Annotated in this window: 10 protein-coding genes, 1 tRNA gene and 1 pseudogene; 3 read left to right on the top strand and 9 right to left on the bottom strand. The window is 64.0% G+C overall.

Features of this window, described 5'->3' with window-relative positions; genetic code table 11:
- Window positions 1-674 (bottom strand): annotated as a pseudogene (locus AOP77_RS03240) (hypothetical protein); the annotation flags it as partial.
- Window positions 675-850: 176 nt separating this feature from the next.
- On the opposite strand from AOP77_RS03240, the gene AOP77_RS03245 reads away from it, so the two are divergent.
- Window positions 851-1,174, top strand: a complete 324-nt coding sequence (locus AOP77_RS03245) for a hypothetical protein (RefSeq protein ID WP_062209283.1) — start codon at window positions 851-853, stop codon at window positions 1,172-1,174.
- A gap of 315 nt (window positions 1,175-1,489) precedes the next feature.
- On the opposite strand, the gene AOP77_RS03250 is transcribed toward AOP77_RS03245, so the two are convergent.
- Window positions 1,490-1,562: transfer RNA gene (locus tag AOP77_RS03250), tRNA-Ala, on the bottom strand.
- Between the two features lie 247 nt (window positions 1,563-1,809).
- Between AOP77_RS03250 and AOP77_RS03255 the strand changes: the two genes are divergently transcribed.
- The gene (locus AOP77_RS03255) at window positions 1,810-2,424 is read left to right on the top strand and encodes an HdeD family acid-resistance protein (RefSeq protein ID WP_062209285.1); all 615 of its coding nucleotides are present in this window, start codon (window positions 1,810-1,812) and stop codon (window positions 2,422-2,424) included.
- A 72-nt stretch (window positions 2,425-2,496) separates the two neighbouring features.
- On the opposite strand, the gene AOP77_RS03260 is transcribed toward AOP77_RS03255, so the two are convergent.
- From AOP77_RS03260 to AOP77_RS03290, 7 genes are all read right to left on the bottom strand, one after another.
- The gene (locus tag AOP77_RS03260) at window positions 2,497-4,419 is read right to left on the bottom strand and encodes a pectate lyase-like domain-containing protein (RefSeq protein ID WP_062209288.1); all 1,923 of its coding nucleotides are present in this window, start codon (window positions 4,417-4,419) and stop codon (window positions 2,497-2,499) included.
- A 178-nt stretch (window positions 4,420-4,597) separates the two neighbouring features.
- Complete coding sequence (pcrA, locus tag AOP77_RS03265; RefSeq protein ID WP_062209291.1) at window positions 4,598-6,970, bottom strand: DNA helicase PcrA; 2,373 nt, start codon at window positions 6,968-6,970, stop codon at window positions 4,598-4,600.
- Window positions 6,971-6,982: 12 nt separating this feature from the next.
- On the bottom strand, window positions 6,983-8,131 hold the full coding sequence (locus AOP77_RS03270) for a GGDEF domain-containing protein (protein WP_062209294.1): 1,149 nt from the start codon (window positions 8,129-8,131) through the stop codon (window positions 6,983-6,985).
- Between the two features lie 137 nt (window positions 8,132-8,268).
- Window positions 8,269-8,832 (bottom strand): dihydrofolate reductase family protein, encoded by a 564-nt coding sequence (locus AOP77_RS03275; RefSeq protein WP_062209297.1) that lies wholly within the window; start codon window positions 8,830-8,832, stop codon window positions 8,269-8,271.
- Between the two features lie 151 nt (window positions 8,833-8,983).
- On the bottom strand, window positions 8,984-10,528 hold the full coding sequence (locus tag AOP77_RS03280; protein WP_062209300.1) for a DEAD/DEAH box helicase: 1,545 nt from the start codon (window positions 10,526-10,528) through the stop codon (window positions 8,984-8,986).
- Between the two features lie 251 nt (window positions 10,529-10,779).
- The gene (locus tag AOP77_RS03285) at window positions 10,780-11,430 is read right to left on the bottom strand and encodes a response regulator (RefSeq protein ID WP_062209303.1); all 651 of its coding nucleotides are present in this window, start codon (window positions 11,428-11,430) and stop codon (window positions 10,780-10,782) included.
- Window positions 11,431-11,440: 10 nt separating this feature from the next.
- A complete protein-coding gene (locus AOP77_RS03290) occupies window positions 11,441-12,463 on the bottom strand; it encodes a sensor histidine kinase (RefSeq protein ID WP_062209306.1) in 1,023 nt (340 codons plus the stop codon).
- A 169-nt stretch (window positions 12,464-12,632) separates the two neighbouring features.
- On the opposite strand from AOP77_RS03290, the gene AOP77_RS03295 reads away from it, so the two are divergent.
- Window positions 12,633-14,327, top strand: a complete 1,695-nt coding sequence (locus tag AOP77_RS03295; RefSeq protein ID WP_160300036.1) for a PspC domain-containing protein — start codon at window positions 12,633-12,635, stop codon at window positions 14,325-14,327.
- Window position 14,328 lies beyond the last annotated feature (1 nt).

Consider the following 14,328-nt stretch of genomic DNA (forward strand, 5'->3'; position numbering starts at 1 on the left):
ACCATGCCCTCTGGCAACTTGGCCGCGGAAAAGTCGATGGACGGCACGCCGTCGTCGTCACGGGTGACCGTGGGAAGGTCGGCCGCGTCATCGGCAACCTCTGGCGGAACTGCGATGTCGGTGACGGTTACCGCGTAGAACACGGCGGGTGCGACATCGCCGTCCTCCACCGTGGCGGTGGTGTCGACCTGCGCGAAGACCAGCGTCTGACCCACCTTGTTGCCAACGATGGTGGAGTACAACTCCGGGGGCAAAGAACCGTCGACCATGGGAACCGTGTCCATCACGCCGGTCTCGTACGTGGAGGCGAGCACCGTTCCGTCGGCGCCGGAGATCGCGACGACCTGGAGGTCGACGTTGTCACCGTCGGCGACAACATCTCCGTCTCCCTCGGTCGCGACGTAGGCAGCGGAGGAGGTCACCGTCAGTGGCGAGTCAAACTCGAGCGTCGGTACATCGTCGGTCACGGTCCACTTGATGGCCTTGAGCACCTCGACATCAGCATCGGTGCCGACCTGCATCTGCCCGGTGGCGGACGTAGCAGCAGAGGTCGCTGCCGTCGTCGGCGAGGCCGTCGACGAGCTCTCGGTGGAGTCGTCGCTCGAGCTGCAAGCCGTGAGGCTCAGCGCGGCGATGGCGCCCAGGGTGGTTGCGGTCAGCCAGTACTTCTTCACGCGAAGGTGCTCCTTAAAGTCATTGGGGGATCGTGCACCGCAGCGCAATACGTGGCGCGGGCAGCACCAAGTAAACCTACGGCACGCTCGAAAGGTTCCCAAACTGCAAAGATTGTTAGCCAATTGCCAGGAACAGTCACCGGGCCCCTAACCCGCCAAAATGGTAGACATGAGGCGTGACCTACCTCAAGAATTTCGGCAAGGCCAACCTTGCGACGGCACTTCGTCTCTACGTGCTGCCAAGTGACGCCGACCCTGATGCCGCAATGGAGCAGGTCTGGTTCGAGGTCTTTGGCGAGGATCCCGAGCTGGATTTCGACCAGACGGTCGACCTGGTCATCGTGCTGGCCCACACCTACGGAGATCCGAACGACAACCTCGACGCACGCTCCTTGACTCGAATCCAGAAGTTACTAAGCGAGTTCCTGGATGACGAGCAGACCACTGCAGTACTGGCCAACTACCGCGCGTGGGCCAAGGATCACAAGTACAGCGACTAGTGCCGGCGCCGCCCCTATTGGTCCGTTCTTGCACGGATCCAGCGGCTTGTGCGCCCTGCTGGTCCGATCTGCCCCGGTGGGCGATGCGCACTGTCCGGAGATCCGGGCGCAGCTCAACTAGGTGGTGTGGGCACGGGGTCCTCAGTGCTCTCTACCGGGAAGACCACGTGATGCCACGCCACGAGTCTGGCGGTGTCGTTGCCGCAGATCCGTCACTTTTAGTCCGTCACGAACCCCGGTTTCTCGCGCGGCGGACCTCAACAAGGGGCCACCAAATGAAAAGGACCGCCCCTCAGGGCGGTCCAGATCTAGGGGTGGAGCTGAGGGGATTCGAACCCCTGACCTCCTCGATGCGAACGAGGCGCGCTACCAACTGCGCCACAGCCCCCAAGCAACATTCACTTGTGCTGAAAGATTACCACCCACGCCGGGGCCGCAGACAACTCCCGGGACGTACCACTGCCGCGTGCAGTCGAGGGGTTGGAACTCCACCTGACTCAACATTCATGCCTGTCTGCCTGCCCCCTCGGGTCCCCAAAGCGAACCTGAACGAGGGCACAGCCCCACCTGAGTAGCATTGGTGTGGCGTCAATGGCGACGCCACCTTTTTTCATTCAACTGAGGAGCACCGCACTATGAGCAATACCCCCACCGGCAATCCCATGTACGACAACCTGGTCATCGAGGCCAAGGACCTCACCGGCGCAGGCGTGAGCGCGGTTCGCACCACGTTCGGCATTCTCGGAATCATCGGAGTTGGCCTCGGAATCGCCCTGCTGGTGTGGCCAGGCAAGTCGCTCATGGTGGTCGCCGCGATCTCCGCAATCTTCTTTGTCATCGGCGGCATCGCCCGCACGGCCTTCGGCATCTTCGGTCACGGCCTGTCCGGTGGCACGCGCACGCTGAACCTCATCCTGGGGCTGCTGATCCTTGTAGGCGGCGTCGTAGTTCTCAAGAACCTCGAGTCGTCCACTGAAGTGTTGACCATCATTGTGGTCATCTTCATCGGCATCGGCTGGATCATTGAGGGTGCGCTCACTCTGGCCACGGCGTCGCGCACCGAGGCTAAGGGCCTCGCGTACTTCGCCGGCATCGTCGGCATCATCGCGGGAGTCGTCGTCATCGCCGTCCCTGCGTGGTCCGCGCTCTGGCTCGTCGTGTTCACAGGTGCGGTCTTCGTGATCCTCGGCATCGTGTCGCTGGTTCGCGCCTTCAGCTTTGGCAAGGACTCCAAGGTCATCGACGCCTAGCAAGCGCCTAACAAGCAAAAGAGGAGGGGTCCCGCCCGCGAGGACGGCACCCCTCCTTTTTTGCGTGCCGCGCTAGGGGGCGGCGGGGTACTCCACCACAAACTGGGGAGTACCCGTGTTGTCCATCGTCGCGGAGCTACCCACGCCATTCACCACGTGCTCGATGGTGCCGGCCGACAGGTTCACCGTCATGATGTGATGCAGGTTCACCCCCGAATTCTCAGGCACCTCGAAGCCGTTCGCTGTCACGATGTTGGGGTTGTTCTGGTTAAACACGTACACCCCGGCTCCGTACAGGTTGTGCTCCTTAACGTCGTCCGCGACTTTGTAGCCCGCCCAACCGAGCGTGCCGTTGGGCTGTGTCCAGTCCGCCTGAGTCGGCGGGTCGTACGGTAGCTCGTTCTGGTACAGAATTGTGGTGCCGTTCTCGCCATTCCAGATGGTGTTGTACTCCTGGAAGTGCTCTACGAACAGCCCCGTCGCCGTCACGTTGTCGCCATTGATGACGGCGCCGTTGCGACCAATGTTGGTGTTCCATCGATCCGTGTCGCCGTTAACTCCATCGGTGAATCCCTCGACTCCGTGGTCGCCACGCCACACCCAGGTGTGGTCGATCAGGGTGTTGTCGGCGTTAACCTCGAGTGCGATGTCCGCCTTGCCAATGTGTGGTCCTCCCACCCGGAAGTACACGTCGCTCAGGGTGATCGGGTTGCTCGGGTCGGCCTTCTTGGCCTTGCCCGTCTTATTACCATGGCCCTTGCTCTTGTCCTCCTTGCCCACCTGCAGCAGGACCGGCGACTCCTTGGCACCGGCGTCGATCGAGACTCCGGCAATCACTACGCCGGGCACATCCGACACCTTGAGAGGCGTCGCACCGTTCACCGCCGTCAGCGTCGCGTGACCCATGCCGAGCACTACCGTGTTCTTGCGCTTGACGTTGATGCTGGAGCCGATGTCGTACACACCGGGCGTCAGCATCAGGTTCTTGCCGCGGGCAAGCTCCTTATTGATCTGCTTGACGGAGTCGCCCGGCTTGGCAATGTAGAAATCACCAATGGACACCGTGCGGCCTGTCGTCATGCCCTCCTCCCATGACACACCACTGGTATTGGTGTGGGCCGAGGGGACACGCACGTGGTACTTGCCCTTGGAATCCACGAACAGGTATGGCTTCTCACGACTCAATGGCGTCTCATCGATGGTGGTGTACGTCGGGTCTGGGAATCCCGAGTCGTCGGGGGCACCCACGACGCCGGAGAACACCTGATTCCACACGCCGTTAGTCCAGTTCCCTACGTCACTGTTGCGGGTCAGCCACTGTTGCTGGGAACCGTTGACTAGGTCGCCAGCGGCCCGAGTGTCAGCAATGAACCCACCCGATGCATACTGCGGCCCGGCAGTGCAGTAATCCATGAGCGACAGGGTGCCGCCTGAGACATCTACGCGCCGCATGGACACCGCCTGAGACACGGCCCAGAAGTTTGCCGAGGCGCGGCAACCATCCTGACCCGTGCCGTTGACCTGCAGCGAGAGATTGGAGAGCGTGCGCCAGAAGTTCACGAGCGCGATGCAGTTGGGTGCCGCATCATCTCCCAGGCACCGGTTATAGACCTCGATCTTGCCATTGACGTTGACGTCCCCTGGAGCGGCGCCCAGTCCTGCCACCTCTGTGTAGTACCCCACCTCGAACTGCAATGGGGTCTGGTCGGTGCCGTAATCTCCTGGCATGAAGTAGACGGCGTGGCGCTCGGTACTCATCTCCGCATCGCGGGTCTCGTCGGCGAGTGCGTCCATCGTCGCCTGAATCTCCGCGAGCGGAGTATCAGGGGTAAAGATCGTGACGTTTGGGCCAAAATCCGGGCTCGTGGAATTCGGCTGAGAAGACCCATGGGCCGATGCCGGGGACGCCAGGGCGGCTCCGGCGACAAGGGCGGCACAGGCCGCGATTGCGACGGACCTCCCCCGATGATGCGTGGTGGTGCTACGTAACTGCATGCGCGTTCCTCTCCATTGAGGTTTCCAAGACGATGCCGTCCCGGCAGGGGCGCCATCGCGGCTTCCCCTTACTGACGAGACAGTAACGAATCGTTGCGAAGCGCGCAAAAGGTACGAATCGTCCGCAACAGCGCCGATCAGTACGCCTGAGGTTCGGGAAGGTGGGTGAGGCGTTGTCCTAGAGCTTGGCGATAGGCGCGAACCGCAGCACGAGTCGCTTTACGCCGTCGGCACCAAAGTCCACCTTCGCGGCGGCGTTCTTGCCCGATCCCTCGAGGCCGATGACCTTGCCCATGCCGTACTTGTCGTGCGTGACGCGGTCCCCCACCTCGAAGCCAAGGTCGGCACCGTTGGCAACGCCGGGAGGGCTGGGCGGCACGTTGCGCGACAGCACCGCACCCGCACGCGAATAGGCATTGCCGTCAGGGCGATCCTGCGAGCCTCCGTAGTGGGACGACCATGCGTTGTCGCGCGAGGTGCCACGATCCGAACGCGCTCGCAGCGACGCCATTGACGTCTCCGACCGCTTCCACTCGACCAGTTCGGAGGGAATTTCGTCGGCGAAGCGCGAGGCGGCGAAATATTGAGGCGCACCCCAGCTCGCCCGCACCTCGGCGCGCGTCAGGTACAGGCGTTCACGCGCACGGGTCAGACCCACGTACGCGAGACGACGCTCCTCCTCCATGTCCTTGGTGCTGCCGGACTCGATGGAACGCACGTGCGGGAACGTGCCGTCCTCCATGCCAGTCAGGAACACGGTGGGAAACTCAAGGCCCTTGGCCGTGTGAAGCGTCATCAGGGTGACCACGCCGCCGGTGCCGTCGGCATCGGGAATCTGGTCAGCATCGGCGACGAGCGCGACCTTCTCGAGGAAGTCCGCAAGGGTGCCCTCGGGGTTCTCCTCCGTGAATTCGCGGCCCACGGCTACCAGCTCCATCACGTTCTCAATGCGGCTCGCGTCCTGCGGGTCGTCGGAATTGCGAAGCGTGGACAGCAGTCCCGAGCGGTCGGCGATGGCGTCGAGCACGCCGGCCGGGCCGTTGTCCTGGGCGAGCGAGCGAATGTCATCCATGAGCCGCACGAACCCGTCGATGGCCGCGCGCGAACGCGCAGCCAAGCCAACATCGTCCAGGTGGCGCAGTGCCACGCCAAAGCTGACGGACTCTCCAGGTGCGGCCGTGGCATTGAGCGTCCGGCGCACGCCCTCGACGGAGTCAACGGCGGTGTCGCCGATGCCACGTTTAGGCACGTTGATGATGCGCCGAGTGGCCACGTCGTCGTCCTCATTCACCGCGGCGGCGAGGTACGCGAGCATGTCCTTAACTTCCTTGCGGTCGTAGAAGCGCGTGCCGCCCACGATCTTGTAAGGGATGTCCGCCGCGCCCAGGCGTCCCTCAATGGAGCGGGACTGGGCGTTGGCACGGTACATAATCGCGACGTCGGACGGTTGCACGTCGTCCTCGCGAATCAGCCTGCGAATCTCACCGGAAATGAACAGCGCCTCCTCCTGCTCCGTGTCGCCCGCGTAGCCGACAATCTTGGAGCCAGCCCCGGCATCGGTCCAGAGGTTCTTGGGGCGACGACCAGTGTTGTTGGAGATCACGGCGTTTGCGGCGGTGAGGATGTTCTGCGTGGAGCGGTAGTTCTGCTCGAGGTGCACGGTGTGGGCGTTCGGGTAATCCTTCTCGAACTCCATGATGTTGCGGATGGTCGCGCCGCGGAAGGCGTAGATGGACTGGTCCGCATCACCCACCACGGTCAGTTCCGCGGGCGGTAACGAGGCATCGTCTTCGGGCCCGACGAGTTCGCGTACCAGGGTGTACTGGGCGTGGTTGGTGTCCTGGTACTCATCCACCAGGATGTGGCGGAACTGCTCACGATACTGGCGCGCGACCTCGGGGTGTCGCTGCAGTAGATACACGGACTTGGTGATGATGTCGTCGAAGTCCACGGCGTTAGCCGCTTCGAGACGTCGCTGGTAAAGACCGTAAGCCTTGCCCGCCGCGTGCTCCACTGAGTGACGCGATGCCGCCTCAGAGGCCGCGAGCGCAACCTCGGGGTCGATCAGTTCGTCCTTGAACGTGCCGATGCGGTTGAGGATGGACTTGGGTGTGAACTTCTTGGGGTCGAGGTCAAGTTCCTTCATGACGAGTTTCATGAGGTTGACCGAGTCCGACGTGTCATAGATGGAGAAGGTGGATTTGAGCCCCGCCTTCTCATAGTCGCGGCGCAGGATGCGCACGCACGCGGAGTGGAACGTGCTGACCCACATGCGCTTGGCGTCCGGCCCCACCAAGGCGGCAACGCGCTCGCGCATCTCCCCTGCGGCCTTGTTGGTGAACGTGATCGCAAGGATCTCGTGCGGCCGCGCGCGACCAGTTTCCAGCAGGTAGGCGATGCGGTGCGTGAGTACTCGGGTCTTGCCCGATCCGGCGCCGGCAATGATCAGCAACGCGCCGCCTTGGTGCACCACCGCCTCGGCCTGTGGCGGGTTGAGGCCCTCCGTCAATGCGGAAGGTGCGGGCTCGGCGATATCGAAAAGTGCATCCATGACCCGACGAGTCTAGGCGTTCTCGGTGACACTGCTCTCCGCGAGCACTACGCGATTGCGCCCCGTGTGCTTAGCCGTGTAGAGCGCCTGGTCCGCCGCCCGGATCACGTCACGCGATGCATCGGCCGAACCGGCGATTGCCGCGCCCGCGGAGAGGGTGACCGCAATTGGGTCAGCTCCCAACGAGAAGGGAGACGTCGCGACCGACAGGCGCAGCCGGTCGAGCACCGCGAACAGCTCCTCGTGGGAGATGTTCGGGAGTAGCACCAGGAACTCGTCTCCTCCCCACCGGCTCACTAGATCGGTCTGACGGAAGTGCGCCCGCAAGCGGCGCGCGATCGCGGAGATCAGCGCGTCACCCTCCTCGTGCCCGAGCCGGTCGTTGATGGCCTTGAAGCCATCAATGTCGATTATGGCCACCGCGTAGCGCGAGATGCTCTCGTCGTCGTACTCGTGCAGTCGCGCGAGGACCGGACGGCGGTTGGCAATGCCCGTCATCGCATCCGTGCTCGCCAGATACTCCCCGAGCTCGGCGGCGCCGCTCAAGTCACGTTGGCGGCGCACGCTGCGGTAGAGGACTATCGCCATGGCCATCGCGATGACCGCCACCGTCCACATTCGGTTCGCACTCGCCAACAGGCTGTCCAGCTCCGACTCGGCCAGCTCCACAGACGGAGACACCGGCAGCAGGAACTCGCAGGCGACAACTAAGGACACGATCGCGACCGCGTACACCACCCTGAGCTTGAAGAGTCGCTCGGGGTAAAGCGCGAGCATCGCGAACCCGATCGCGAGGTACAGCATGTGCACGTCGGATCGCGTCGACAGGGTGAGCGTGTAGACAAACAGCACCACGCTCGCCATCGTCACGATGAAGATCCCAGCGGCGGTGGTGTGCCGCGTCCAGGCAAAGAGCATCGATAGGCAGAACAGCACGCTGGCGACGGCGGAGAGGGTCACGAGCGGCCAGCGCGGCTCGTCATACGCAATCCAGAACCACACCGAGTAAAACAAGGACACCGCGAGGCCAGCACAAGCAAAGGCGAGCAGTACCCGTGGGCTCGTAGAACGGTGGCGAATTGGGATCTCACCGGTGGAGGTAGGCGCATCAAAGAGGTGCGCGTCCGCGCGCTGCACGTTGGCCCCCTCAGGCTTCACCACAGAACCTCCTGTGTGCGGCGTAGCGAGCCCCCTCAGAGCATCGATGCTGCGCCGTCATCCTCCATCGTAGAGCCGAATTCGCGAACGCGCGCACTGGATTCGGACTGGAGATTCTACTTAAAGGTTGAGGGGCAAGTTTAGATGTCTGGCACGCGGTACAACAGTCGGACCGTTCCACCGGAAAAGCGCTGCTCCTCGACCAGTTCAAGCGACGCCCGAAGCCCGCCGGGCAGTGCCGCCAACCCGCCGCCCAGAATTTGCGGGATGACCAGCAGGTTTACGTAGTCAACGATTCCCGCTCGCAGCGCCGTGGCGGCGATAGTCGGCCCGCCGATGCTCACATTCCTAGGCTCGGCGCGCACCATCTCGCGCACCGCCTCGGGATAGAAAACGCGTTCGAGCGCAGTGTGCTCGGAAGTGACCGACTCGAGCGTCGCGGAATAGACAATCTTGCGTTGCGCCCGCCACACGTCGGCGAACTCCCGGCCGATGAGCGACTCCTCATCATCGGCAGGATTCGTCTCCCAATAGACCATCGTCTCGTACATGGCGCGGCCATAGAGCGCGGTGTCGAAGCCTCGCTCGAAGTCGTTGAAGTACTGATGCACCTCGTCATCCGGCTCCGAGAAATCGAAGTTGCCGTGCGCATCAGTCGTGTACCCATCGAGGGACATATTCGCGGTGTAGTACAGGTCAGCCATCTCACGCTCCTTGGCTTCGTTTCACGTCTCAGCATGCCACCAATCGTCCGGCTGGGGGCATGAAAAAGCCCGGCACTGGCCCCGCCCTGGCGGACGACGCGGTGCCGGGCTCTCCCGGGAAAATCAGTGGGTTGCCATACCCATCAGGCGACTAGCGCGAGCGACGGCCGCCGCTGGAGTTCGACGAGAACGCCGCAGCGCCACCGTTCGAGCCACCGGAGCGCTGCGATCCACCGCCGCGCTGACCGTGACCGTTGCTCTCACCCTTGACGCGAGGTGCGCCCGAGCGGCTCGAGCCGTTGGACCGGCCCGTGTTGTTAGAGCGACCGGAACCGTTGGAACGCTCCGAGCCGGCGGGACGGTGCTGGCCGTGCTCGCCCTCGGGACGACCACGCGACCCGGAGCTCGCGCCCTGGCCACGCTGGTCGCGGTTGGCACGCTTGCGCTGGGCGTTAGCCCCCTGCGAGCGGCCACCCTGACCCTTGCCACGCTGCGGCTGTTCCGCAATGGGAGACGGCTTCACGTAAGCGGCGACCTCTCCCACCAAGGCGACAACCTGAGCGGACTCCGAGTTGACTGCCTCCGGGCGGACGTTGATCTTGGCCTGTCGAAGCAGCTGCTCGGTCTCGCGACGCTGCTCGGGCAGTACGACTGTGACGACGTCACCCTCGGAGCCCGCGCGTGCCGTACGGCCGGAACGGTGCAGGTACGCCTTGTGCTCTGCGGGCGGGTCAACATGGACAACGAGCTCAACGCCATCCACGTGAACGCCACGTGCCGCGACGTCGGTCGCGACGAGCACGCGGTGCTTGTCTCCGGCGAACAGCGCGAGGTTCTGGTCACGCTTGTTCTGCGACAGGTTGCCGTGCAGGTCGACCGCAGGGATACCCGCAGCGGTGAGCTGCTTGGCAAGCTTCTTGGCCTGGTGCTTAGTGCGCATGAAGAGGATGCGGCGACCCGTGCCCGAGGCGAGGGTCTGGACCAGGTCGCGCTTAGCATCGGCTCCGGTGACCGTGAAGACGTGGTGCGTCATGGCGGCAACGGGGCTATTGGCCTCGTCCACCGAGTGCATGATCTGGTCGTGAAGGAAGCGCTTGACGAGCTTGTCCACGCCGTTGTCCAGCGTTGCGCTGAAGAGCATGCGCTGGCCGTTCTGGGGAGTGGCGTTCATGATGCGCGTGACACCGGGCAAGAAGCCCAGGTCAGCCATGTGGTCGGCCTCGTCCAGCACAGTGATGTCGACCATGTCGAGCTTCACGTGGCCCTGCTTCATGAGGTCCTCAAGGCGGCCGGGGCACGCCACGACGATGTCGGCGCCGGCACGAAGCGCCTGCTCCTGACGGTGCTGCTTGACGCCACCAAAGATGGTGGTGGTCTTAAGGCCGTAGGCCTTGGCGAGCGGCGCGATGACGGCGTCGATCTGCGTGGCAAGCTCACGCGTGGGAGCAAGGATGAGGCCGCGAGGGTGACCGGGGCGCGACCTGCCACCCTTGGTCCCCAGGCGCACGGCCATGGGGATCGAGAAGGCGAGGGTCTTACCGGAGCCAGTCTTGCCGCGTCCGAGGACGTCGCGACCGGAAAGGGTGTCGGGGAGGGTGTCGATCTGGATGGGGAAGGCGTTGGTCTTGCCTTCCGCGTCCAGGACGTCGGTGATGGGGGTGGGCACGCCGAGCGCGCCAAAAGTCTTGTCAGACAATGCGTTGCCTTTCGGGGCAATGAGCCGATGCGTGTGCACAGTTGTGCGGTTGCGTCGCCGTCGGGTGACAGCGTGAGATTGCACCGGCGATGGTGGCGAAGGCGGAGGTGTCCGCAATCGTTCGCCGAAGAGAATTTCTACGAGCCTCATCGGTATTAACGACGGGCGAGAAGTGGAAAGCAATCTGCGACGCAGGGAGCCAAACTTCGACTCACAAGTGGAACCAGTCTAGCAGGCAAAACATTCCGCGCCTAGACAATGCGGCGCTGAGCGGCCCAGTGTGCGAGCTCGTGGCGATTGGACAGCTGTAGTTTGTGGAGCACCTTGCCCACATGCGTCTCCACCGTCTTGATGGAGATGAACAGCTTCTCCCCGACCTCGCGGTAGGTGTAGCCGCGGGCGATAAGGCGCATGACTTCCTGCTCGCGGGCGGTCAGCTTGTTGAGGTCGTCGTCGATCGCGGCCACCTCACCCCCGGCCGCGCCAAAGGCATCGAGCACAAAGCCCGCCAACCGCGGCGAGAATACTGCGTCGCCACTGGCAACCCTGCGCACGGCATCGGACAGGTCCGGGCCGGAGATTGACTTGGTCACGTAGCCGCGGGCGCCCGCCCGCACCGTCGCCACCACGTCCTCCGCTGCATCGGAAACGGACAGCGCCAAGACCCGTGGAGCATCGGCGCCAGCAAGTATTTCGGCGAGCACGTCTAGCGCTCCTCCTCCTGTTCCCCCGGGAAGGTGCACGTCGAGGATGACCACCTGCGGTCGGGTGTTCCGAACAACCTCGATCGCGCTCTCTACGTCGCGCGCCTCTCCGATCACCTCGATGTCATCGGCAAGCGACTCGCGCACGCCGACGCGAATGACGTCGTGATCGTCGACGACTACCACTGAAACGCTCATGGTTGGTGACTCACTTCTCTAGTTCACGGGGAACGGAAATAGTGACCTCTGTGCGACCACCCGGCGACGACTGGATGGACGCTGCCCCGCCCTGACGCTCGACTCGGCCAATGATTGAATGCTTGATACCGAGCCTGTCCGCCGGCACCGAATTGGGGTCAAATCCTGGGCCCGAGTCCCGCACAAAGATCTCGTACGCGTCCGCGGTCAGCTCGGCGTAGACAGACACGGGGCCGATGCCGTGGCGGGCGGCGTTCGACGTCGCCTCGCGTGCCGCCTTCACCGCGGCCCAGAGGCGACTATCGGTGGGGGCGTCGCCCACCGATACCAGGTCGACCACCACTCCCTGGGCGTCCTCAACCGCGTTGACCGCGAGCTCAAGGGCCGTCGCAACCGACTCCTCTTCGGTGCGTCGGTCCTGGTACAGATAGGCCCTGAGGTCCCGCTCCTGGGCTCGCGCCAGCCGTGTCACCGCATCTGGGTCGTCGGCCTTGGCGCGGATCAGCGTGAGCGTCTGGAGCACCGAGTCGTGCAGGTGCGCCGCGATCTCCGCGCGCTCGAATTCTCGGACGCGCTCCTGGCGTTCCACTCCCACCTGACGGATGAGTCGCAGCCACCACGGTGCGAGCACCAGCGCGAGTGCACCCAGTACGACGAGCGGCACCACGATTGACCGGCGCACCGGGTCCTCGGTGAAGTCCCACGTCGCAAACCACCACAGGGCGCCGATGGTCATGGCCAGCCCCAACACCAGGCGCACCATCGCGTCGCGCCGGAAGAGGCCCGCGAGATTGGGACGCCGCGCGTCATCCGTGGTCGCGCGGTCGAGTGGGCTCCACACCAGCACGAGCCCGACGAGGAAAACGATTGACGGGATAACCCAGGGCTCGACGCCCTCCGCGCCCGAGCGGTTCGCGATCATCACGCCAGCGATGACTAGCAGCGCAGTGCCGACGAGGCCGCGCCACCACTGACTGGGTGCGCGCTCACGCTCGAGGGGGCGCGCGATGCGGCGCCGGCTTGTCTCTGTCACGGCTTAATCGTCACACAGCACCTCATCTCGCACCGGCCGTTTGGGCGAATATCAGGGTCAAGATCAGGGTGTCACCTCATAGCGGCTGGCGGTGAGCCCCGGCGAGACTGAGGTCATCATCATTTCGGTGTGGGGCCCCGGCCCACGCCACTCATCGCAAGGAGCCACCGTGACCGACTCTGCACCACAACCTCAACGCGAAGCGGCGTTCTTCACCGCCATTCGCAGCTGGGGCATCACACGCAGTTCCCAGGGAGTGTTCGGCGGCGTCGCCTCGGGAATCGGCGAGCGCATCGGCCTGGCCCGGGTTCCCGCCCGCATCATCCTCGTGATCGCGGCACTGATTCTGACCGGACTTGTGTTGCTCGCCTACGCCGCCGCCTGGGCGCTGCTGCCCGACCGTGAGGGCAACATCGTCATCCAGAACTTTGGCCGCGGGGTCACCAACGTCGGCGCGCTCGTCGGCATTGGTATCGTCGCACTCATTGGCTTCATGAACCTCGACGACCACTGGTGGAACGGCGGATTCAACATTGGTTGGAACTCCGCCGAGGTGTCCGGATTCGGTCGGTTCGACACCGTCTTGATGGTGTTCTTCACCATCATCTCGATTGGTTTCAGCCTGCTCATCCTGGCGGGGATCGTCTTCGCCATCGTGTACCTGGTGCGACGCGGCGGGCGCGACTCGGCGAAGGGCGACGGAGGCGCCACCAGTGGCCCCGAGGGCACCGGTGCCCATTCGGTCGATGCGAACGATCGCCAGGCCACCCCCACCGGATCCCCAGCAGCGGCCGATCCCATCCGACCCCAACCCTGGGAAGCTGCCGCGGCTTCGTACGGCGAGGGTTCCGCCGCATCCGTGCCGCCTATGCCGCCCGCGCAGACGGCCCCTGCGGTGCCGCCGCGTCCACCCAAGCGACGCGTGCCGGGCCCGGGCAAGATGTTCTACCTCATCGCGCTCGCGTGGGTGCTAATTTCAGCAGCCGCGATTCTGATCGCGGAGTCGCAGTACCTGCTAGCCGCCTCGGCATCGTTGATCTGGCTGGCGACGTTCACCATCGGCTTTGGGGTCATCCTCGCCGCCATCTCTCTCACCGGCCGCAAGCTCGGCTTCCTTGGCTTCCTGTCATTGCCGTTACTGGCGGTGGGACTGTTGGCCGCGGTCAATACCGGCGAGATCCGGGAAGCCTTCGACACCGTCAGCGTAGAAATCTCGGCCGGCGGGTCCTCCGACTACTGGATTGATGGCAAGCACTACGAGTCGGACGGCACTCTCATCGAGGAGGCCCCCTATGACGATCCCACCGTCACCGACCCCACCCTCGCCTTCACGGACGACTACCAGCAGATCTATGTCGCACAGCAGTGCTTTGACTACGAGGCGGTCAAAGCCGAGGCCTTCACCGATCCTGACACGGGCGAGGTCTACGACGACACGCGGGTCTTCGCGACTCAAGCGCGACTGACCTATGGAGAACTCACGCAAGACGCCGCCGTCGACGTCACGGCGGAACGCACCTTGGTGAGCATTCCCGAGGCAACCAATGTGGTCATCCGTGGCGGCACCAACGCTCAGGCGACGGTGGACTGGCAGTCACGCGGCCTGCACTGTGAGTTCTACGGAAACAATGGCGACTACGGTGGCGACGCGTTCTACGACGACGAGGGGCGCCTGGACTACTCCACCAGCGACTACCTTTCCGTGGTCAATGCCGGCGTGCCGACCCTCACGCTGGTGGTGCACGACGACGACTTCGCCAACACCATCGTGATCGAGGAAACTCCGGCAGCCACCCCCGACGCCACGGCGGCTCCCGCACCCACTGGAGCGCCCGAACCGACCACCGCCCCCGAAGGGAACTAGT

Source organism: Demequina oxidasica, assembly GCF_000975115.1.
GTDB classification, from domain to species: Bacteria; Actinomycetota; Actinomycetes; order Actinomycetales; family Demequinaceae; genus Demequina; species Demequina oxidasica.

What these genes read in the sequence shown, in the direction of transcription:
- AOP77_RS03255 (WP_062209285.1), top strand. Translation starts at nt 1,810, where the DNA reads ATGAGCAATACCCCCACCGGCAATCCCATGTACGACAACCTGGTCATC.
- AOP77_RS03260 (WP_062209288.1), bottom strand. Translation starts at nt 4,419, where the DNA reads ATGCAGTTACGTAGCACCACCACGCATCATCGGGGGAGGTCCGTCGCA.
- pcrA (WP_062209291.1), bottom strand. Translation starts at nt 6,970, where the DNA reads ATGGATGCACTTTTCGATATCGCCGAGCCCGCACCTTCCGCATTGACG.
- AOP77_RS03275 (WP_062209297.1), bottom strand. Translation starts at nt 8,832, where the DNA reads ATGGCTGACCTGTACTACACCGCGAATATGTCCCTCGATGGGTACACG.
- AOP77_RS03285 (WP_062209303.1), bottom strand. Translation starts at nt 11,430, where the DNA reads ATGAGCGTTTCAGTGGTAGTCGTCGACGATCACGACGTCATTCGCGTC.